The 19,105-nt window shown below is 53.9% G+C and carries 20 protein-coding genes; 10 read left to right on the top strand and 10 right to left on the bottom strand.

The features are described 5' to 3' along the window. Positions 1–108: 108 nt before the first annotated feature. On the bottom strand, positions 109–579 hold the full coding sequence (gene bcp, locus ACYVG7_RS16155) for a thioredoxin-dependent thiol peroxidase (RefSeq protein WP_460884118.1): 471 nt from the start codon (positions 577–579) through the stop codon (positions 109–111). A gap of 9 nt (positions 580–588) precedes the next feature. Then, complete coding sequence (locus ACYVG7_RS16160; protein WP_460884119.1) at positions 589–1,119, bottom strand: glycine cleavage system transcriptional repressor; 531 nt, start codon at positions 1,117–1,119, stop codon at positions 589–591. 127 nt (positions 1,120–1,246) lie between these two features. Here ACYVG7_RS16160 and dapA point away from each other — a divergent pair, with 127 nt between their 5' ends. The 3 genes from dapA to purC all read left to right on the top strand — a co-directional run bounded on the left by dapA (position 1,247) and on the right by purC (position 4,035). After that, complete coding sequence (gene dapA, locus ACYVG7_RS16165) at positions 1,247–2,134, top strand: 4-hydroxy-tetrahydrodipicolinate synthase (RefSeq protein ID WP_460884120.1); 888 nt, start codon at positions 1,247–1,249, stop codon at positions 2,132–2,134. Next, a complete protein-coding gene (bamC, locus tag ACYVG7_RS16170) occupies positions 2,127–3,257 on the top strand; it encodes an outer membrane protein assembly factor BamC (protein WP_460884121.1) in 1,131 nt (376 codons plus the stop codon). Before dapA ends, bamC begins: the two co-directional genes overlap by 8 nt. Positions 3,258–3,321: 64 nt before the next feature. After that, a complete protein-coding gene (gene purC / locus ACYVG7_RS16175; RefSeq protein ID WP_460884122.1) occupies positions 3,322–4,035 on the top strand; it encodes a phosphoribosylaminoimidazolesuccinocarboxamide synthase in 714 nt (237 codons plus the stop codon). Between the two features lie 105 nt (positions 4,036–4,140). On the opposite strand, the gene dbpA is transcribed toward purC, so the two are convergent. From dbpA to ACYVG7_RS16215, 8 genes are all read right to left on the bottom strand, one after another. Beyond that, the gene (gene dbpA / locus ACYVG7_RS16180) at positions 4,141–5,520 is read right to left on the bottom strand and encodes an ATP-dependent RNA helicase DbpA (protein WP_460884123.1); all 1,380 of its coding nucleotides are present in this window, start codon (positions 5,518–5,520) and stop codon (positions 4,141–4,143) included. 157 nt (positions 5,521–5,677) lie between these two features. Continuing rightward, positions 5,678–5,890: a hypothetical protein gene (locus tag ACYVG7_RS16185; RefSeq protein ID WP_460884154.1), complete on the bottom strand. Its 213-nt coding sequence runs from the start codon at positions 5,888–5,890 to the stop codon at positions 5,678–5,680. A 3-nt stretch (positions 5,891–5,893) separates the two neighbouring features. After that, positions 5,894–6,574 (bottom strand): M15 family metallopeptidase, encoded by a 681-nt coding sequence (locus ACYVG7_RS16190; RefSeq protein ID WP_460884153.1) that lies wholly within the window; start codon positions 6,572–6,574, stop codon positions 5,894–5,896. Positions 6,575–6,585: 11 nt separating this feature from the next. Then, on the bottom strand, positions 6,586–7,719 hold the full coding sequence (dapE, locus tag ACYVG7_RS16195; protein ID WP_460884124.1) for a succinyl-diaminopimelate desuccinylase: 1,134 nt from the start codon (positions 7,717–7,719) through the stop codon (positions 6,586–6,588). A gap of 24 nt (positions 7,720–7,743) precedes the next feature. Beyond that, a complete protein-coding gene (locus ACYVG7_RS16200; protein ID WP_460884125.1) occupies positions 7,744–8,094 on the bottom strand; it encodes an ArsC family reductase in 351 nt (116 codons plus the stop codon). Positions 8,095–8,286: 192 nt separating this feature from the next. After that, entirely contained in the window at positions 8,287–8,535 is a 249-nt protein-coding gene (locus ACYVG7_RS16205; RefSeq protein WP_460884126.1) for a YciN family protein, read from the bottom strand. A gap of 132 nt (positions 8,536–8,667) precedes the next feature. Then, complete coding sequence (ompA, locus tag ACYVG7_RS16210; protein WP_460884127.1) at positions 8,668–9,708, bottom strand: porin OmpA; 1,041 nt, start codon at positions 9,706–9,708, stop codon at positions 8,668–8,670. Between the two features lie 224 nt (positions 9,709–9,932). Continuing rightward, complete coding sequence (locus ACYVG7_RS16215) at positions 9,933–10,541, bottom strand: hypothetical protein (RefSeq protein WP_460884128.1); 609 nt, start codon at positions 10,539–10,541, stop codon at positions 9,933–9,935. 256 nt (positions 10,542–10,797) lie between these two features. Between ACYVG7_RS16215 and ACYVG7_RS16220 the strand changes: the two genes are divergently transcribed. The 7 genes from ACYVG7_RS16220 (at position 10,798) to carB (ending at position 19,018) form a co-directional block, all read left to right on the top strand. After that, positions 10,798–11,061 carry a helix-turn-helix domain-containing protein gene (locus ACYVG7_RS16220; protein WP_460884129.1) on the top strand — a complete coding sequence of 88 codons (264 nt, stop codon included), beginning with the start codon at positions 10,798–10,800 and terminating at the stop codon, positions 11,059–11,061. A gap of 157 nt (positions 11,062–11,218) precedes the next feature. Beyond that, a complete protein-coding gene (locus tag ACYVG7_RS16225) occupies positions 11,219–12,019 on the top strand; it encodes a M48 family metallopeptidase (RefSeq protein ID WP_460884130.1) in 801 nt (266 codons plus the stop codon). Further along, positions 12,007–12,501, top strand: coding sequence for a GNAT family N-acetyltransferase (locus ACYVG7_RS16230; protein ID WP_460884131.1), 495 nt, complete (start codon positions 12,007–12,009; stop codon positions 12,499–12,501). Before ACYVG7_RS16225 ends, ACYVG7_RS16230 begins: the two co-directional genes overlap by 13 nt. Before the next feature lie 95 nt (positions 12,502–12,596). Continuing rightward, entirely contained in the window at positions 12,597–13,208 is a 612-nt protein-coding gene (locus ACYVG7_RS16235) for an FKBP-type peptidyl-prolyl cis-trans isomerase (protein WP_460884132.1), read from the top strand. A gap of 122 nt (positions 13,209–13,330) precedes the next feature. Continuing rightward, positions 13,331–14,143, top strand: a complete 813-nt coding sequence (dapB, locus tag ACYVG7_RS16240; RefSeq protein ID WP_460884133.1) for a 4-hydroxy-tetrahydrodipicolinate reductase — start codon at positions 13,331–13,333, stop codon at positions 14,141–14,143. A gap of 500 nt (positions 14,144–14,643) precedes the next feature. Further along, positions 14,644–15,774, top strand: a complete 1,131-nt coding sequence (gene carA / locus ACYVG7_RS16245; RefSeq protein ID WP_460884134.1) for a glutamine-hydrolyzing carbamoyl-phosphate synthase small subunit — start codon at positions 14,644–14,646, stop codon at positions 15,772–15,774. 16 nt (positions 15,775–15,790) lie between these two features. Then, complete coding sequence (gene carB / locus ACYVG7_RS16250; RefSeq protein WP_460884135.1) at positions 15,791–19,018, top strand: carbamoyl-phosphate synthase large subunit; 3,228 nt, start codon at positions 15,791–15,793, stop codon at positions 19,016–19,018. Positions 19,019–19,105 lie beyond the last annotated feature (87 nt).

A 19,105-nucleotide genomic window follows, 5' to 3' on the forward strand; every position in this document is an offset into this window, starting at 1 on the left:
ACCGAAACCCAACCGTGAGTTTCGGATTTTTACACAGCCTGAGGATCGGTCAATGGATCCTTAACTGATCGGCATTAGAGCCTCGGCTCCCCTTGTCGTTATCTGAGCTCATGAATGGCTTTTCAGATAATCCAGTACCACGTCATGGTGATTGCTGGTTTTGAAATTATCAAATACTTGCGCAATTACGCCTTGTTCATCGATGAGAAAACTAATTCGATGAATGCCATCGTATTCCTTGCCCATAAATTTTTTCGGTCCCCAAACGCCGAATGCGTCGGCAACCGCATGATCTTCATCGCCCAGCAGGGTGAAATTCAGTTGCTGTTTTACTACAAAATTTTTCAGCCGAGTGGCCGGATCCGGGCTTATGCCCAGTACCACGGTATTCAGTGTGCTCAACTCCCCATGAATGTCACGCAAGCCACAGGCTTGGGTGGTACATCCGGGCGTGCTGGCTTTGGGGTAGAAGTAGACTAAAACTTTCTTGCCGCGCAGGCTGCTTAATGACAACAAGTTGCCATCCTGATCCGGCAGGGAGAAGTCGGGGGCCTGTTGCCCGGCAGTTAATCTGGCCATGAAGAATCCTCAGGGTTTTCTGGTGATGGAAAAGTGGAAGCGCTCGGCTCCCAATCGTTGGCAAAACTCCGCGTAACTTCGTTCTTCTTCCGTACCCGCGCTGGCCACTGGCAGCCTGAGTTGAAAACTGGCGCGTAACAGGTTGGCCGGGACTTGCTGGATCGTCTCCGATTGCAAGGCGTGGATATCCCAGCCCTGATCGCTAAAGAACTGGGTGCATTGACTGACGATACCTGGTTCGTCATGGATCAATATCTCGGCTTCAGCCAGCATGGGATAATAGCCCATGGTGTGGGGTGACGTTCGCTTCATCAGGGTGATGAGCTCCAGTTCATGACTTTTGCGGGGTAGGGAATACTCAATTTGGGTGATGGCATTCCAGTCTCCGGAGAGCAGCATGACAAAGGTGAACTCGTTGCCGAGAATGGCCAGGCGGCTATCGACGATATTACAGCCACACTCACTGATATGCCGGGTCACTTTATTGACGATACCGGTGCGATCGGTGCCGATGGCCGTTACCACAAGATGATGAATCATTGTGCTTTTCCTGCTCTGGATCCTATTTTGATGGTAACACAGTCGCCTCGCAGGTCTACTCCATTCCCTTGTATTTGCCGGGGCTCGGCCTTACCATAACGGCCTTGAAAATCCGGAGTCTCGATAGATGTTAAGTGGTAGTCTCGTTGCCCTTGTTACGCCCATGGATGAGCATGGGGAAATCGATGTCGTCTCGTTAGGCCAATTGGTGGAGTATCACATTGCGGCCGGTACGGCAGGAATCGTCGCAATGGGAACGACCGGGGAATCGGCGACGCTGGATCTGGATGAGCACCTGAATGTTGTGGCTAAAACTCAGGAGTTTGCCGCTGGGCGGATACCGGTGCTGGCGGGCTGCGGCTCCAACAATACTCGGCACGCTATTGAATTGGCTCGCCACCTCAAGTCGATGGGCATCGAATTGGGCCTCTCCGTCACCCCCTATTACAACAAACCGACGCAAGATGGACTTTATCGTCACTATGCCTCTATCGGCGAGGCTAGTGGTCTGGCGCAAATTCTTTATAATGTACCGGGACGCACCGGTTGTGATTTGAAACCTGAGACCGTTGGCCGTTTGGCGCATAACTACGGAATTTGTGGTCTGAAAGAGGCCACAGGCGATCTGACTCGTCTGCAACCGTTACGTGAGTTGTGTGGCGATGATTTTGCACTCTACAGTGGTGATGATGCATCGGGTTGTGATTTTATGTTGCGCGGCGGCAATGGTGTTATTTCGGTAACAGCCAATATCGCTGCAGCAGCCATGCGCCAGATGTGTGACGCTGCATTACAAGGTGATAAGGAAACGGCATTGGGGTTGAACGAACGCTTGATGCCTGTGCACCGGACACTGTTTATTGAATCCAATCCAATCCCGGTCAAGTGGGCCTGTGCCCGACTGGGCTTGATTGCCAAATCCGGTTTACGTTTGCCATTGACGCTACTGAGTGCTTCTGCTCAGCCGGAAATGGAGCAGGCGCTGGCCCGAGCGGAGTTGATCAAGCGTGCATAAACAAAACAACAACAATGGAAAATCGGCCAGCCTGCTGTGCGGATTGGTCGGGGTTAGTCTGCTGGTGGGTTGTAGCTCCACGCTGGAGCGCAAGCAGGCGAATAAGGATTTTGATTATCAGGATGTCAAGCTGGTGACGCGTCCTTTTGTCATCCCGACGAGATTACAAACACCTGTCTACAATAACGAACTGAAGGTACCGGCACTTGCGCCTGCTGCCCAGTCCGGTGCTCTGGCCGGTGATGTGGATGTGCGGGCCCCCATTCAGGTGCTGACTCTGGTTCCGGGAAGCCGGGCTGAGGCAGACGGTAGCAACATGACCCTGTGGTTTACGGCGCGTAGTGTCAATCAACGGATCGACAATGACATCTGGAACCAGTTATTGGGTTTTATGAGCCGTCGTGGCATCGCGGTGGCGGATCTGAATATCCAGGCCAGAACTCTGGATACCGATTGGTTTTATGCAACCGAACTGTTATCGCCGTGGACCGAACAGGCTGAGGATGAGGATCAGATCCAGGTGCATCAACGCTACCGGTTTACCATCAAGAGTGATGTGGAACGGCACCGCACCGGGTTAACCGCACAACTGCTCTCCCATGAAGCCTTCGAGGATGGGGATCGGGATGAAACGCCCGTAACCAGCTTCGAGCAACGTCGCTACGCCGGTTTGATGCTGAATCAGTTGGCGCAGGATTACGATCACCAATTGCGACTGGGCGAGGTGAGTAAGAGTAACAGCCGCGCGGCGATGAGCCTCGGTGTGGATGACAATGGTTTGACGGCCTGGCTGGTGGATGCCCCCTTCGAGGCGACATGGCCGCGTCTGATATCCCTGCTGCCTAAGCTGAATTTCGAAATCACCAGTAAGCCGGAGTCTAAGGGTCTGATCATTGTGGATTATGACGAGCCGGATGCCGATTTCTGGAAAGAACATGACATAGAACCCTTTGGTCTCGACTCTGGGACTTATCATCTGCAGCTCGGTGAATTCAAGGGCAAGACCTCCATCACCTTGTTTGATGAGGATAAGAAGCCGGTGCCAACCTCGGTGGTCAGCAAGATGTTTATCGGTATGTCCAAGGCCTTTGGCCGTGAGCAAGCCGCTGTGATGAAGAAGTAATAACGAAGGGGCCGTCGTGCCCCTTTGTGCTATCTGCAACCTCACTTACTGGAGTAAGTAACACATGGAAAAGAAAGCCGAACTGTATCGTGGCAAGGCCAAATCCGTCTATACCACTGACGATCCCAGCCGTCTCGTCCTGCTGTTCCGCAACGATACATCTGCTTTTGATGGCCAGCGGATTGAGCAACTGGATCGCAAAGGCATGGTGAACAATAAGTTCAACCATTTCATCATGACCAAGCTCGAAGAAGCGGGTATCCCGACCCAGATGGATCGTCTGCTCTCCGACAATGAAGTCCTGGTCAAAAAATTGGACATGGTTCCTATCGAGTGTGTGGTGCGTAACGTTGCCGCAGGCTCTATCTGTCGTCGCTTGGGCGTTGAAGAGGGTCTGGAGTTGAATCCGCCAACCTTCGAATTCTTCTTGAAGAACGATCCCCTGCACGACCCCATGGTCAACGAGTACCACATTCGCTCCTTTGGCTGGGCTACCGATGAACAGGTTGCGCGCATGAAAGAGTTGACCTTCAAGGTCAACGATGTGCTGAAGAAGATGTTTGATGAGGCAGGCCTGATCCTGGTTGACTATAAGCTGGAATTTGGTGTGTTCGAAGGCCAGATCGTCCTGGGTGATGAGTTCTCTCCGGATGGCTGCCGTCTGTGGGACAAGGTTACCCGCCAGAAACTGGACAAAGACCGCTTCCGTCAAGGGCTGGGCGGCGTCATTGAAGCCTATGAAGAAGTGGCTCATCGTCTGGGCGTCAATCTGGACTAAATTTGTTGTGCAAACAAACGTTTGCATGCAGATCCTGACGATGAAAAAGCGGCGCTTTTATAGCGCCGCTTTTTTATGTCCTGTTGCTGTGATGAACCCTGATGGTTAGATCACCAATCGGGCTTTGCAATTCTTACCCTTGAGTTTGCCTTGCTGCAGGCACTTGAGGGCTTTATTCGCACTGGCTTGCCGGATCGCGACATAGGCATGGGTATCGAACAGATCGATTTTCCCGACTTCGCTGCCAGCCAGCCCGGCATCACCGGTCAGAGCGCCAAGAATATCGCCGGGACGGATCTTGGCTTTCTTGCCGCCATCGATGCACAGGGTCACCATTTCCGGTTGCAAGGGCACTTGGGTGGTGGTCTTGAGAGCACTCAGGTTAAACCAGCTCAGCCGTCCGCCCAGATAATCCTCCAGCGCGAGCGCACGTTGCATCTCTTGCGGTGTGCACAAGCTCAAAGCCAGACCACTCTGCCCAGCACGGCCGGTGCGGCCAATGCGGTGGATATGGATTTCCGGATCCTGGGCCATTTCGTAGTTGATGACGGCGGCCAGATCCTTGATATCCAGACCACGAGCGGCAACATCGGTCGCCACCAGCACGCGACAACTGCGGTTGGAGAAGCGCACCAGCACCTGATCCCGTTCCCGTTGCTCCAGATCGCCATGCAACGCCAATACCGAAATATCACGAGCGCGCAGTGTATCGTGCACCGATTGGCACTCCCGCTTGGTGTTACAGAACACCACACAGGAATCCGGTTGGAAGTGTGCCAGGATCTTGAGCAAGGCACTGGCTCGAGCACCGCGCTCTACTTCGAAGAAGCTTTGGTCGATATGACGGCTGTCGTGGGTCGCTTCGACGCTGACCTCGACCGGATCTTTTTGCACCTGTGCGCTGATCCGCGCTATCTCATCCGGGTAGGTTGCCGAGAACAGCAGGGTCTGACGGTGCTTGGGGGCCTGACGAATGACATCGACCATCACATCAGCAAAGCCCATGTCCAGCATGCGGTCGGCTTCATCTAAAACCAATGCTTGCAGGTGATCGAGCGTCAGACTGCGGCGATGCAGGTGATCCTGGATCCGTCCCGGGGTGCCGACCACGATATGGGGCGGGTGGGTGAGCGAATCTAGTTGTGGTCCCATGGGGACGCCACCGCACAGTGTCAGGATTTTGATATTCGGGGTGGCGCGTGCGAGTCGGCGCAGCTCTTTACCCACCTGATCGGCCAGCTCTCGGGTTGGGCAGAGGACCAGGGCCTGGGTCTGGTAGCGGGAGACCTCCAGGCGGGATAACAGTCCGATGCCAAAGGCCGCAGTTTTACCGCTCCCTGTCTTGGCTTTGGCCAACACATCCTGGCCTTGCAGGATCAGTGGCAATGCTTTGGCCTGGATGGGGGTCATGGTGGTGTAGCCCAGATCGGCTAGGTTGTTCAGTTGCTCGACGGGAAGTGCCAAGCTGGAGAAATCAGTATTCACGCAAAAAACTCGTATCGATAGGAGGAGGGCTGTCGGCACGGTAATAGGCCGGACAGGCATGGGCCTGATGATAGCAGAATTGACAGGCAGATGCCGGTAAAACGACCCATCACGCTATTTGAGGGCGAGGAATATATGGGCTATTTCTCGGCCGGTTTCAGGGGGCTGGGCGTTGTTTGTCATCGCTGGGTGAGACTGGCTTATTGACCCGCGTTTGTGGCCAGTCCTCATCCTCGTCATCCTTGACCTCACGGATCTTGTCACGGTATTTCGGCAGCTGTTTTTCCAGTTGCTTCATATCTTTTATTGCATTCAAAAAAATGCCGAGTAGCAGCAACATCGGCAAGCCAATCCACAACCAGAGATTCATAAGTCAGACCTGAGTAGGGAGCGTGGGAAGAATATACCGCTGCCAGAGGGTAGGTAGTTGCGCCAGTATACATGCTTTCCCCGCAATGGCCGATTGTTGCAGGCAGGCGGCCAATGCCTCCAGAGTCAGAAGCGAGCTCATACGCAGACTCTCGCGACTATGGCTCAGATGCCAAGGCTCGACGGCCACGCCACCTTGGTCGTGAGCAAAGGGACGGCAGAAGCCATGCTCTCGCATATGACAGTCCAGCCAGCGGGTCAGTTCGGCAAAATAACCGCTGGGTGAGTATTCCCAAGGTTCCAGCTGTAGAGTCTGTCCGGATGGCAAGAGAGCTGGGGCGTAGATATCCATATCGGTCCCCCAATGATGACGACTGGTGCCGGGTAAGGCACTCCAGCGCAAGATGGCGTGGATGCGAGCCTCATCATTCAATGTCGTCACATCCAGCGGTCGACTATCCGCATCCAGCACGGGACGAAGGCCCGTAAATTTCTCATTCCAGATCAGCAGTTGGCGGGCAAAGCTGCGATAACTCGATGCCAGCGCCAGCTCGATCCCGTCCGCCAGTGCTGCCTGTTGCATGGCCATGAAGGCTATGGCCGTCGCAGGCAACAACCGGTGGGGGGAATCGGGCAGCTGGATGAGATGGCTCTCATCCAGCCCAAGGCAGTGGGCGCTGCACAGAGCTTGACTCATCAGCCCAGCAACCGGCGTAAAATTGCGGTATAGACATCGGCCAAGGTGTCGAGATCCGCGACCTTTACGCATTCATTCAGCTTATGAATGGTGGCATTCAGCGGACCCAACTCTATAACTTGCGCACCTGTTGGGGCGATAAAACGGCCATCGGAGGTGCCGCCTGAGGTCGAGAGCTCGGGGCGGAAGCCTTGAACTTCTTCGATTGCCGCGACTGTGGCCTCCACCAGATCACCGGTCGAGGTCAGAAATGGGTGACCACTCAGTGTCCAGGTTAGGTCATATTCCAGACCATGACGGTCGAGGATAGCCCGGACTCGTTCCTTGATCTGTTCCGCCGTCAGCTCGGTGCTGAAGCGGAAGTTGAACTGCACCTGGAGCTCACCGGGGATCACATTCGAGGCCCCGGTGCCCGCCGAGATGTTCGGGATTTGAAAGCTGGTCGGTGGAAAGAAGGCATTCCCCTGATCCCATACTGTGCTGGCCAGCTCGGCCAGCGCCGGAGCTGCTTGGTGGATCGGATTACGGCCCAGGTGTGGATAGGCGACATGGCCTTGAATACCCTTGACCAATAGATCGCCGGTGATGGAGCCGCGACGACCATTTTTCACCACATCACCCAGCAAGCGGGTGGACGAAGGCTCGCCGACCAGACACCAGGTAATCTTTTCATTGCGAGCTTCAAGGGTTTCCACCACTTTAGGAGTGCCATTGATAAACGGTCCTTCTTCATCACTGGTGATGAGAAAGGCAATGGATCCCTGATGGTCTGGATGTGCGGTGACGAAGCGCTCAACGGCAACCAACATGGCAGCCAGCGAGCCCTTCATATCGGCAGCACCGCGACCATATAAGAGGCCATCACGAATAGTGGGTTCGAACGGAGGGGTGTCCCATTTATCCAGAGGGCCAGGAGGGACGACATCGGTATGTCCGGCAAAGCAGAACAGTGGACCTTCGTTACCGCGGCGAGCCCAGAGATTTGTCGTGTCATGAAACACCATGGGTTCGATGCTAAAACCCAAACGCGACAGATAATCTGCCATCATCTGTTGGCAACCGGCATCTTCTGGGGTGACCGAAGGGCGGGAGATAAGGTCCCGGGCCAGAGTAAGTACGGGGGAGTCAGACATAATGCATCCTTGCGAGATTAAATTTTAGCGGCCAAACAAGGCTTGGTAGCTGGCTTCATCAAAACCTAGCTGGTAGCGCTCATCGAGTACCAGAAGCGGGCGTTTGATGATGGCGGGTTGTTCCAGCATCAAGGTTCGGGCTGAGCCAGCATCCAGAGATGACTTGCAGGCATCGCTTAAGGCGCGATAGGTGGTGCCTCGGCGATTGAGCAGCGCTTCCCAGCCGAGAGCCGCGATGAACTCATCCAGCAGGGCGGGTGGCAGACCATCTTTTCGATAATCGTGGAAGCGATAGCTAATGTGTTGAGCTTCGAGCCATTTCAAGGCTTTTTTCAGGGTATCGCATTGGCGGATCCCGTAGACGACCACATTCATTTCACAGATCTACAACATTTGGACATGGGCGGATTCTGGCATTCCGAGTCCGTCGAGGCAAGACACAATCCGTCTCGGCTTAGTAGTGATAGCGTCAGACTTCGGCTCCAACAGTGACAATTGGGGATCTCGGATGCAGATGTTGGATACATAAGAAACCGGGTCTGGATCTAACCCGGTTTCAAGCGCTCGCTAGTCGACTAACTGATACTGTCCGGAAAGCGTCTGGGCTAGGTATTTAAACATATTGAAAACGGCCATGGTTTTCGGGCTCGGCAAGCCTTGGATATCAAAGAAAAACTCGCCTTTGAAGATCAGAATGCCATTTTTTTGCTCGACACTATCGGCCTGCATGCCTTCCATATAATCCTCATGATCACGGATCATCTGATTGGCCATGATCAACAAGTCTTGGCGGGGAATGGGTTGCTTATCTGCCATTGAAAAACCTCCTATCTAGGTGTCGCGAGAATAGCTCAGATGACACATGAGCTGAAGGGGAGCTTGGCAGTGGCTCATAAAAAAGCCGCCCATCATCAGATGGACGGCCTTCAGATCCGACGTTGAAACCCATTACTTGGTAACGACGATTTCCTTGATACCCTTGACTTCGATTTCCACCCGACGGTCCGGTGCCAGGCACAGGATCAGGTTCTTGCGGTTCTTGACGGTATCGCAGGACGTGCCGGTTACCGGATTCGCTTCACCGCGGCCAGCAGCAGAGATTTTGCTAGCAGCAATACCCTGGTTGGTCAGGTAGGAAGCAACGGTTTGCGCGCGGCGTTGGGACAGAGCTTGGTTGGCGGCATCGGAGCCGATACGGTCGGTATAACCATAAACCACAGTCTGGTTGTCTTTCATTTCCAGATGGGTAATTTCGTTAAACAACTTGGTCAGTGCAGCCTTGCCTTCTGGCTTCAGCGTGGCTTTACCGAAATCGAACAACACGTCGGAGGTCAATGTGAAACGCTTGGTTTCCACGACTTCTTGCGGTGCTGGCGCTGGGGTCGGCTCTGCAACTGGAGCTGCGACAGCGACTGGTGCCGGAGCGCTAGTCCGAGTTGGGTAGTAGACAACTTCCAGGCCGAGGTTATGGATATCGGAATTACCGGTCGCATCACGGCCTGCATCGTCGATCAGACGATAGCGCGCTTGCAGATCCATGGCGTCGTTGACGCGGTAAGCGGCACCCAGGCCAAAGACCGGAGAGTAACCGTGGGACTTGGTGTTGCTGGCGTCATTAGTAGTGAAGTCACGCATAACACCGAACTCGCCCAGCAGTGAAACTTGTTGGGTCAACGGCAAGCGAGGCAGGACGGAAAGAGTCCAACCATCGGTGCGCCAGGTTTGACCATCAACCTTGGCGTGGCCCAGCCAGTCGTAACCGGCTTCAAAGCCCAGGTTTTCGTTCAGGGTGTAACCGGCCAGCAGGCGAGAAGAGAAAGCGTCGCGCTCGACACCGGAGTTAGACAGATCTGTCAGATCTTGAGCTCGGCTCCAACCGGCGCCAGCGCCCACAAAGGCTCCCTCTGCGTCATTTGCTTGGGCCACGGAACTCATGGCCAGACCGGCGATGATGCTTGCAATCAGAGTAGATGCCACTGTCAATTTCATTTTTTTGTGATCTCCATAGATGGAAAGAACCCGGAATCTAGCCGGGAACGTGATGCGCGTCATATTATGAGCGAGTCTCTCCCTGATGCCAAGCACTTGTCGATAGCCATTTGAGTGACGGAAATATATCCGAGCGGACTTTTAGTTTGCGCCATAGCAGAAGATTATGTGGCGTTTTCAGCATCTATCAGTGAGGAAAACGGTTGTCAGTGCGCATGTTCCGGTCAATGTCCGAGATATTGTCTGTGCAGTTTTTTTTCTAGTTTTAAGTAGTTACTTATTTCTATAGGTAAATTCTCGTCAAGAACATATTTCCGCTGCTGCTTGATGTCCATAATCTGTGTCAGTGACTCTACTGATAACTGACTCAAGAGTGGCTGTAACTGGCGCATGTAATGGGTGGCCAAATAAGGATCCAGCGGATGGATGTTCATAATGGCACGCACCACGGGGAGTATGGCCAGTGGTGCCGAGATCCAGAGCGGTTGCGGTGAATCCAGCCAAAACATCAGCTCGCTCAAGCCCTCAGGTAGCACTAATTGTCCGTGATCAAGATGGGACTTTGTTGCTGGATGTAGCCAGAGATCGTCTGTCGATCCTTGGTCGGAGTGTAATTGATACGCGGGTACCCCAGTGGTATCGATACCGGGTATCAGCAGCTCGAATGGTTGAATATTTTTTAGGCGCAGCAATATGGACGCTGGGCTGTTGCTATCGGGTGAATCACACAATATTGCCTGGATGGACAACAGGTTGAGTAAGGAAAGAATTTCCGAGTCGAGTGGAGCTGACAGCAGAGATTCAGGCAGAACTGCGACTAAGTGGTGCTTCATGATTTGACATCCTGTCGAATGGGCTACACTTGAATTCAAGTGGAAACGTTTTTTTAGTTTACCCTGTCAACTGTTAGGTTTAACATGCGCAGCTCTTGGCGGCTATTGATAGGTCTGCCAAGAGCTGTTCCAGCATGATAATGATAAAGCACGATATAAACGGCGGAGCCGGATAAAACTGACGTACACAACAATAAATCAACTCTGAACTATTGCGGCTCGAACCCGTCGCAAAGCAAGCTGTGTGAGGAATCGTATGAATATCAGTGAAGTCTCCGTAGGACAAAAAATCCGCCAAATCCGCGAAACTGTTGGCTTGAGCCGACCCAAGTTCGCCGAATTACTAGGCGTCCCGCCTACCACATTGAAGAACTATGAGTTGGGCTATCGTGAGGTCGGGGGCGCTTTCTTGGTTGCTCTTGCGCATCATGCCCAGTTACATCAGTTTACCCTCTGGTTGCTGGCTGATAAAACGGCTGCCGAGATTGGACAAATCAGTCCGGAGCAATACACCAAGTAATCGGTGGTATTGAATGGAGTTTTTCCATTCACTCGTTTCTAAAAGCGCGCCCAAGTCGGCGCGCTTTTTATTTTAATTGTCCAATCTCTTTACATATCTTGTCTTCAGCCGTGATTGGATTAAGATTTTCGCCAGTTCAATGACAAGGAATCCTAGGATGAAGAAGTGGTTGTTCGGTGGCGTGGCGGCATTATTGGTCGCGGCATGTGCTACATCCCCCACGGGGCGTAAACAGTTGATTCTGTTTGGTGATGGTGAAGTCGCTCAAATGGGATTGTCCTCCTTCGAGCAACTCAAGAAGGAAGAGAAGGTTTCAACCGACAAGAAACTAACACGGTACGTGCAGTGTGTTGCCGATGCGGTGGTCCATGAGATCCCGGCTACTTACAAGACCAGCATTGCTGATTGGCAGGTTGTGCTGTTTGAATCCGATGATGTCAACGCCTTCGCCTTACCCGGTGGGCGGATCGGGGTGTATACCGGGTTGTTCAAGGCGGCGAAGAATCAGGATCAACTTGCTGCCGTAATTGGTCACGAAGTCTCCCATGTCTTGGCTCGTCACTCCAATGAGCGTTTATCCCAATCTCAGTTGGCTAACGTCGGTATGGCGGCGGCCGATTCGGCATTGGCGGACTCAACAGCGCGCGGCCCCGCTATGGCGGCGCTGGGTTTGGGCGCCCAGGTCGGTATTTTATTGCCCTATGGTCGAGTTCAAGAGTCGGAGGCCGATGTGCTGGGGCTGCAGTTGATGGCTTCTGCTGGCTTTAAACCCGAGCAAGCCATCGCCTTGTGGCAAAACATGGCGGCGGTGACGAAAGGCAAGGCTCCCCCCGAGTTTTTATCGACCCACCCTTCTGGTGAAAGTCGTATCAAGGAGTTACAGGACCAGCTGGCCGTCGTGACACCTTTTTACAATAAAGCCCGTGAATTGGGCCGCCAGCCGCAATGCCAGAGTTGAGGATCCGTCCTGCCGTGATGGCGGATGCCGGTGAAATTGCCCAGGTGCAGCATGAAAGCTGGGTACAGGCCTATCGGCAATTGTTGCCGCGGGATTTTCCGCTACGCAGCGAGGCTGAACGCATCACCATCTGGCAGGAACGCATTGCCGCTCATCCCTGTCACACCTTGTTAGCCGAACAGGATGATGCTCTGGTGGGGTTTCTGTACTGGATCCCAGAAGCATCCCATCGCGCACTGCTGCGTTCTCTTTACTTGCATCCTTTTTTTTGGCGTCAAGGAATTGGTTCGCAGTTACTCCGCCAGGCGATGGGTGATATGTGCAATGAAGGGATCCGACGCCTGAGCCTGTGGGTCTTGGCCAACAACATACCGGCAGAGCGCTTCTATCTCAGCCATGGTTTTCATTACGACGGGCAAAGCCAGTCGCAACCCTTAGGCTCTGGCCGTTACCTACAGCGGCATATGGTCAAGGCTCTTTAGCCGCTGTTTTCAGGGCGCTGGATAGGCATACCGATGAAATCTGCTATTATGCCAACCGTTCATCTTTTATTTTTGGTCATATAACTGGAGTATTCATGAGCTTATTGCAAACCACAGAACAGAAAGCCAGCTATGGTATCGGTCGTCAGATTGGTGACCAACTGGCGCAGCAATCTTTCGAAGGCCTGGATCTGGCTGCGGTCAAACAAGGCATTGAAGATGCGGTTCTGGGCCATGATTTCGCTGTCAGCCATGAAGAGATTGGTCAGGCATTTGAAGAGATCACCGCCAAGCTGGAAGCGGCCGAGCGTGAATTGTCAGCGGCTGCTCGTACTGAAGGCGAGGCTTATCTGGCCAGCAATGCCGCCCGTGATAACGTCACCGTTACCGAGTCAGGCCTGCAATTTGAGGTGTTGACTGCGGGTGAGGGCTCCAAGCCTGCCAAGAGTGACAAGGTACGTGTCCATTACCATGGCACTTTCCCGGATGGTCGGGTCTTTGATAGCTCTGTGACTCGTGGTCAGCCTGCCGAATTCCCGGTGACCGGTGTGATTGCCGGTTGGGTTGAGGCGCTGCAGCTGATGACAGTCGGCTCTAAGTGGAAGCTGACGATCCCTCATCATCTGGCCTATGGCGAACGCGGTGCTGGCTCTATCCCGCCGTTTTCTACCTTGGTGTTCGAAGTCGAGCTGCTGGATATCGTCTGAGTCAGCTGTTTAGAAAGGCCGGATGACTCCGGCCTTTTTTTTGGGCGCTTTTCAAAGTCTATACGCTCTGGTTACACTCAACGCATCAAGCGTTCTGAATCAAAAAGTGGATAAGGATAGATATGGAAAATCAGGTCCGTATTGCCCTGGTGGGCTGTAATGGTCGTATGGGGAAGGTTCTGGTCGAGGCGATTGGTCATCATCCTGCGGCCCGATTGACGGCGGCACTGGAACGCCCGGGCTCTGCGGTGTTGGGTCTCGATGTAGGAGAACTGAACGGTCTGGGGTCGTTAGGTGTGACGATTACCGACGATTTAGCCAAGGTGCGTGACGCATTTGATCTTATCATCGATTTTACCCGCCCGGAGGCTACGCTGAGCCATCTGGCATTTGCGCGAGCGCACGGAAAACAGATTGTCATCGGTACGACTGGCTTTACCGATGAGGGTAAGGAGGCGATCAATGAAGCGGCCGGGCAGATGGGCATCGTATTTGCGTCGAATTACAGTGTCGGGGTTAATCTGGTCTTCAAGTTGCTCGAGCAGGCGGCTCAAGTGATGGGTGATTATACCGATATCGAGATCATCGAAGGACATCATAGACACAAGGTCGATGCCCCGTCAGGAACGGCCCTGAGCATGGGTGAAGTGGTTGCCAAGACCTTGGGACGTGATTTGAAAACTTGCGCCGTGTATGGCCGCGAGGGGATCACCGGCGAGCGGGATCGTCAGACCATAGGTTTTTCCACCATTCGTGCCGGGGATCTCGTCGGTGAGCACACGGTGATGTTTGCGGATATCGGGGAGCGAGTCGAGATCACCCATAAGGCCTCCAGTCGTCTGACGTTTGCCAATGGGGCGGTCAGAGCGGCGGTTTGGTTAGCGAGTCAACCGGCGGGTCTGTATGACATGCAGGATGTACTGGCATTGAAATAATCATCAAAACCGCCGAGAGGCGGTTTTTTTGTCTGGGTGGGTAATTCAATTCCTCGTGCGACGTTAAAAGCTACTTGCTAGTCGAATGTTGCTGCATTTTTATCGTTTTCATCCCTGCTGTGCGTTATTGCATGACTTGTTGTCTTTTTGGCTGCTTACCCCTCTTATTGATGATGTATCGCATAACAATAACTTGTTATTAATCAGTGTAATATTCAGTATTTATTTAATTTTACGCATTCTGATTTTAATTTCATGGATTCAAACGTTTTCTAGTTTTTTTGCTGCTTTTGTATTGTTTTTTGTGATGTTGTTTTTGGCGAATTATGCAAATAAATAGCATTTATTTTCTTTCGCTGGTCGGCGGGGGTTGTATTGTTCCCTCATTCAGGTAAAATGCGCCCAATTTGCTCGGTATGGCATGCTTGATGGTTAAAAATCAGGTGTTCATGGCTTTTCGACGGCAAAATCACTCAAGAATCACGAAATTGGAGGTCGTCTTGACTCATTCTGCCTTACTCGTGTTGGAAGATGGCACGGTATTCAAGGGCGTTTCAATTGGCGCAGAAGGTTGTTCCGTTGGCGAGGTGGTATTTAATACCTCAATGACGGGGTATCAGGAAATACTTACTGATCCTTCTTATTCCCGTCAGATTGTTACCCTCACCTATCCTCACATCGGCAACACCGGCACCAACAGCGAAGACGAAGAATCCCCAAGCATTCATGCTCAAGGCCTCATCATTCGTGATCTCCCCCTCGTTGCTTCCAACTTCCGCTCTCAAGAAACTCTCTCCGATTATCTCAAGCGTCAAAATGTAGTGGGTATCGCCGATATTGATACTCGCAAACTGACGCGGATTTTACGTGAGAAGGGGGCCCTGGCCGGTTGCATCATGACGGGTAAAGAGCTGGATGAAGCGCAGGCGTTGGCTCATGCCAAAGCATTTCCCGGACTCAACGGCATGGACTTGGCCAAGGAGGTCACTGTCGCTGAAGCCTACGAGTGGACCGAAGGCAGCTGGAAGCTGGGTCTGGGTCACACCAAGCCAGCCAGCTACCCATTCCATGTGGTGGCTTACGACTTCGGCGCCAAGCGTAACATACTGCGCATGCTGGCCGATCGCGGCTGCCGCCTGACCGTGGTACCAGCCAAGACAACGGCTGCCGAGGTGCTGGCGATGGATCCGGACGGCATCTTCCTCTCCAATGGTCCGGGGGATCCTGCGCCTTGTGATTATGCGATTGCTGCCATTCAAGAGTTTCTTACCACCGAGATCCCGGTATTCGGTATCTGTCTGGGGCACCAATTACTTGGTCTGGCCTCGGGGGCCAAGACCATCAAGATGAAATTTGGTCACCATGGCGGTAACCATCCGGTCAAGGATCTGGACCGCAATGTGGTGATGATCACCAGCCAGAACCACGGTTTTGCTGTCGATGAAGCCACCTTGCCAGATAATCTGCGCGCCACCCACAAATCATTGTTTGATGGCTCGCTGCAAGGCATTCATCGCACGGATAAGCCGGCGTTCAGCTTCCAGGGACACCCGGAAGCCAGTCCCGGGCCCCATGATGCGGCACCGCTGTTTGACCATTTTATCGAGCTCATCAAAAAGTACCGCGCATAAGGAGTAGGGTAGAGTCATGCCAAAACGTACAGACCTTAAAAGCATCCTGATCCTGGGCGCAGGCCCAATCGTTATCGGTCAGGCTTGCGAATTTGACTACTCCGGCGCCCAAGCCTGTAAAGCTCTGCGTGAAGAGGGTTATCGCGTCATTCTGGTGAACTCCAATCCGGCCACCATCATGACCGATCCAGAGATGGCCGATGCTACCTATATCGAGCCCATTACCTGGGAAGTGGTGCGCGAGATCATCAAGAAAGAGCGCCCGGATGCGGTGCTGCCGACCATGGGCGGCCAGACGGCACTGAACTGTGCTCTGGATCTGGAACGCCATGGCGTGCTGGCCGAGTTCGGCGTGCAGATGATCGGCGCCACCGCGGATGCCATCGACAAGGCCGAAGATCGCCGTCGTTTCGATGTTGCCATGCGCAGCATCGGGCTGGAGTGCCCGCGTGCCGGCATCGCCCATAATATGGAAGAAGCGTGGGGTGTTCAGCAGATGGTCGGGTTCCCCTGCATCATCCGCCCCTCATTTACCATGGGTGGTTCTGGCGGCGGTATCGCCTACAACCCGGAAGAGTTTGTTGAAATCTGTGAACGTGGCCTGGACTTGTCGCCGACCAAAGAGCTGCTGATCGACGAATCCCTGATTGGCTGGAAAGAGTACGAGATGGAAGTGGTACGAGATCGCAACGACAATTGCATCATCGTCTGTGCCATTGAAAACTTTGATCCGATGGGCATCCACACTGGAGACTCCATTACGGTGGCTCCGGCGCAGACTCTGACCGACAAGGAATACCAGCTGATGCGCAACGCCTCCATGGCGGTGCTGCGTGAAATCGGCGTGGAAACCGGCGGCTCCAACGTCCAGTTTGGTATCAACCCGAAGGATGGCCGCATGGTCATCATCGAAATGAATCCACGGGTCTCCCGCTCCTCGGCGCTGGCCTCCAAGGCGACCGGTTTCCCGATTGCCAAGGTTGCGGCCAAGCTGGCGATTGGTTACACCCTGGATGAGCTGATGAATGACATCACCGGTGGCAAGACCCCGGCATCGTTCGAGCCTTCTATCGATTATGTGGTCACCAAGGTGCCACGCTTCAACTTCGAAAAATTCGCCGGTGCCAATGACCGTCTGACCACTCAGATGAAGTCGGTCGGTGAAGTGATGGCGATTGGGCGTAACTTCCAGGAGTCGTTGCACAAGGCCTTGCGTGGTCTGGAAACCGGCAAGACCGGCTTTGACCCCATGGTTGATGCCAAGGATCCGGGGAGCTTCTCCCGCATTAGCCACGAGCTGCAAAACGCCGGTGCGGATCGGATTTGGTACATCGCCGATGCGTTCCGGGCTGGCCTCTCGGTCGAGGGGATCTTCAAGCTGACCAAGATTGACCCCTGGTTCCTGGTGCAGATCGAAGAGATCGTCAAGCTCGAAGAGAAGGTGATGGAAGGCGGCATGCTGGCTCTGACACCGGAATTCCTGCGGTCTCTCAAGCGCAAGGGTTTTGCCGATGCTCGCCTGGGTAAGCTGCTGGGTGTGGCGGAAGGCGAGGTGCGCAAGTTGCGTCACAAGCACAACATTCTGCCGGTCTACAAGCGGGTGGATACCTGCGCCGCCGAGTTTGCCACCAACACTGCCTACATGTACTCCACCTACGATGAAGAGTGCGAAGCCGCGCCGACCAACCGTGACAAGATCATGGTGTTGGGTGGCGGCCCGAACCGGATCGGTCAGGGTATCGAGTTTGACTACTGTTGCGTACATGCGGCTCTGGCGCTGCGCGAAGATGGTTACGAGACCATCATGGTCAACTGTAATCCGGAAACCGTCTCCACCGATTACGACACCTCGGATCGTCTCTACTTCGAACCGGTGACCCTGGAAGATGTGCTGGAAATCGTCCGCGTCGAACAGCCCAAGGGTGTGATCGTGCAGTACGGTGGCCAAACGCCATTGAAGCTGTCTCGTGCCCTGGAAGCGGCGGGTGTGCCGATTATCGGTACCAGCCCGGATGCGATTGACCGCGCCGAAGACCGTGAACGTTTCCAACAAGCCGTCGAGCGTCTGGGTCTCAAGCAGCCGGAAAACGCCACTGTGACGGCCATCGAGCAGGCAGTGCAACTGGCAGCCAAGATCACCTATCCGCTGGTGGTTCGTCCCTCCTATGTACTGGGTGGCCGGGCCATGGAAATCGTCTATGACGAACAGGATCTGCGTCGTTACTTCAACGAGGCGGTGAGCGTCTCTAACGAGTCCCCTGTGCTGCTGGATCGCTACCTGGATAATGCAATCGAGGTGGACGTGGATGCCATCTGCGATGGTGAGCAGGTCGTGATTGGCGGCATCATGGAGCACATTGAGCAGTGCGGTATCCATTCCGGTGACTCCGGTTGCTCCTTGCCTCCCTATACCTTGTCGGCCGATGTGCAGGATCGCATCCGCGAGCAGGTCCGCAAGCTCGCTATGGAGCTGGGTGTTATCGGCCTGATGAACGTGCAGTTCGCCATCAAGGATGACGAGATCTACCTCATTGAAGTGAACCCGCGTGCTGCCCGGACTGTCCCCTTTGTTTCCAAGGCGACCGGTGCTCCGTTGGCGAAGATTGCTGCCCGCGTCATGGCGGGTCAGTCACTGGCTAGCCAAGGTTTCACCAAGGAGATCATTCCGCCGTTCTACTCCGTCAAGGAAGTGGTATTGCCGTTCAACAAGTTCCCGGGCGTCGATCCGCTGCTGGGGCCAGAAATGCGCTCCACCGGTGAGGTGATGGGGGTGGGTGATACTTTCGCCGAAGCCTACGCTAAGTCTCAGTTGGGTGCTAACAGTGCCATTCCGCGCTCAGGCCGGGTATTGCTGTCAGTGCGCAACGGTGACAAGCAACGGGTCGTCGATCTGGCTTCCAAGCTGATTGAAGCCGGCTTCGAGCTGGATGCAACGCACGGTACCGCTGTTATTCTGGGCGAGGCGAGCATTAATCCGCGTCTGGTCAACAAGGTACACGAAGGCCGTCCGCACATTCTGGATCGCATCAAGAGCGGCGAGTACACCTATATCGTCAACACCGCCGAAGGGCGTCAGGCGATCCAGGACTCCAAGCAACTGCGTCGCGGAGCCTTGCAACACAAGGTCTCCTATACCACGACCTTGAATGCAGCTTTTGCTTGCTGCATGGCGATGCCGGTGGATGAAACCGCTAGCGTCAGCTCGGTGCAAGAGTTACATGCCCGAGTGAAGGCAAGTCTCTAAATACCACCTTGCATGCTCGTCGTTAAAAGAAAACCCCGGATTGTTCCGGGGTTTTTTGTTGGCGCCAGTAATAGCTCAATACGTAAT

The sequence above is a fragment of the Pseudaeromonas pectinilytica genome, assembly GCF_054780855.1.

Excerpts from the sequence above, each read along its gene's own strand:
- ACYVG7_RS16220 (WP_460884129.1), top strand. The coding sequence starts at position 10,798 with ATGAATATCAGTGAAGTCTCCGTAGGACAAAAAATCCGCCAAATCCGC.
- ACYVG7_RS16205 (WP_460884126.1), bottom strand. The coding sequence starts at position 8,535 with ATGGCAGATAAGCAACCCATTCCCCGCCAAGACTTGTTGATCATGGCC.
- ACYVG7_RS16225 (WP_460884130.1), top strand. The coding sequence starts at position 11,219 with ATGAAGAAGTGGTTGTTCGGTGGCGTGGCGGCATTATTGGTCGCGGCA.
- ACYVG7_RS16230 (WP_460884131.1), top strand. The coding sequence starts at position 12,007 with ATGCCAGAGTTGAGGATCCGTCCTGCCGTGATGGCGGATGCCGGTGAA.
- dapE (WP_460884124.1), bottom strand. The coding sequence starts at position 7,719 with ATGTCTGACTCCCCCGTACTTACTCTGGCCCGGGACCTTATCTCCCGC.
- ACYVG7_RS16185 (WP_460884154.1), bottom strand. The coding sequence starts at position 5,890 with ATGAATCTCTGGTTGTGGATTGGCTTGCCGATGTTGCTGCTACTCGGC.
- dapB (WP_460884133.1), top strand. The coding sequence starts at position 13,331 with ATGGAAAATCAGGTCCGTATTGCCCTGGTGGGCTGTAATGGTCGTATG.
- ompA (WP_460884127.1), bottom strand. The coding sequence starts at position 9,708 with ATGAAATTGACAGTGGCATCTACTCTGATTGCAAGCATCATCGCCGGT.
- bcp (WP_460884118.1), bottom strand. The coding sequence starts at position 579 with ATGGCCAGATTAACTGCCGGGCAACAGGCCCCCGACTTCTCCCTGCCG.
- dapA (WP_460884120.1), top strand. The coding sequence starts at position 1,247 with ATGTTAAGTGGTAGTCTCGTTGCCCTTGTTACGCCCATGGATGAGCAT.
- ACYVG7_RS16200 (WP_460884125.1), bottom strand. The coding sequence starts at position 8,094 with ATGAATGTGGTCGTCTACGGGATCCGCCAATGCGATACCCTGAAAAAA.
- ACYVG7_RS16215 (WP_460884128.1), bottom strand. The coding sequence starts at position 10,541 with ATGAAGCACCACTTAGTCGCAGTTCTGCCTGAATCTCTGCTGTCAGCT.
- ACYVG7_RS16160 (WP_460884119.1), bottom strand. The coding sequence starts at position 1,119 with ATGATTCATCATCTTGTGGTAACGGCCATCGGCACCGATCGCACCGGT.
- carB (WP_460884135.1), top strand. The coding sequence starts at position 15,791 with ATGCCAAAACGTACAGACCTTAAAAGCATCCTGATCCTGGGCGCAGGC.
- purC (WP_460884122.1), top strand. The coding sequence starts at position 3,322 with ATGGAAAAGAAAGCCGAACTGTATCGTGGCAAGGCCAAATCCGTCTAT.
- ACYVG7_RS16235 (WP_460884132.1), top strand. The coding sequence starts at position 12,597 with ATGAGCTTATTGCAAACCACAGAACAGAAAGCCAGCTATGGTATCGGT.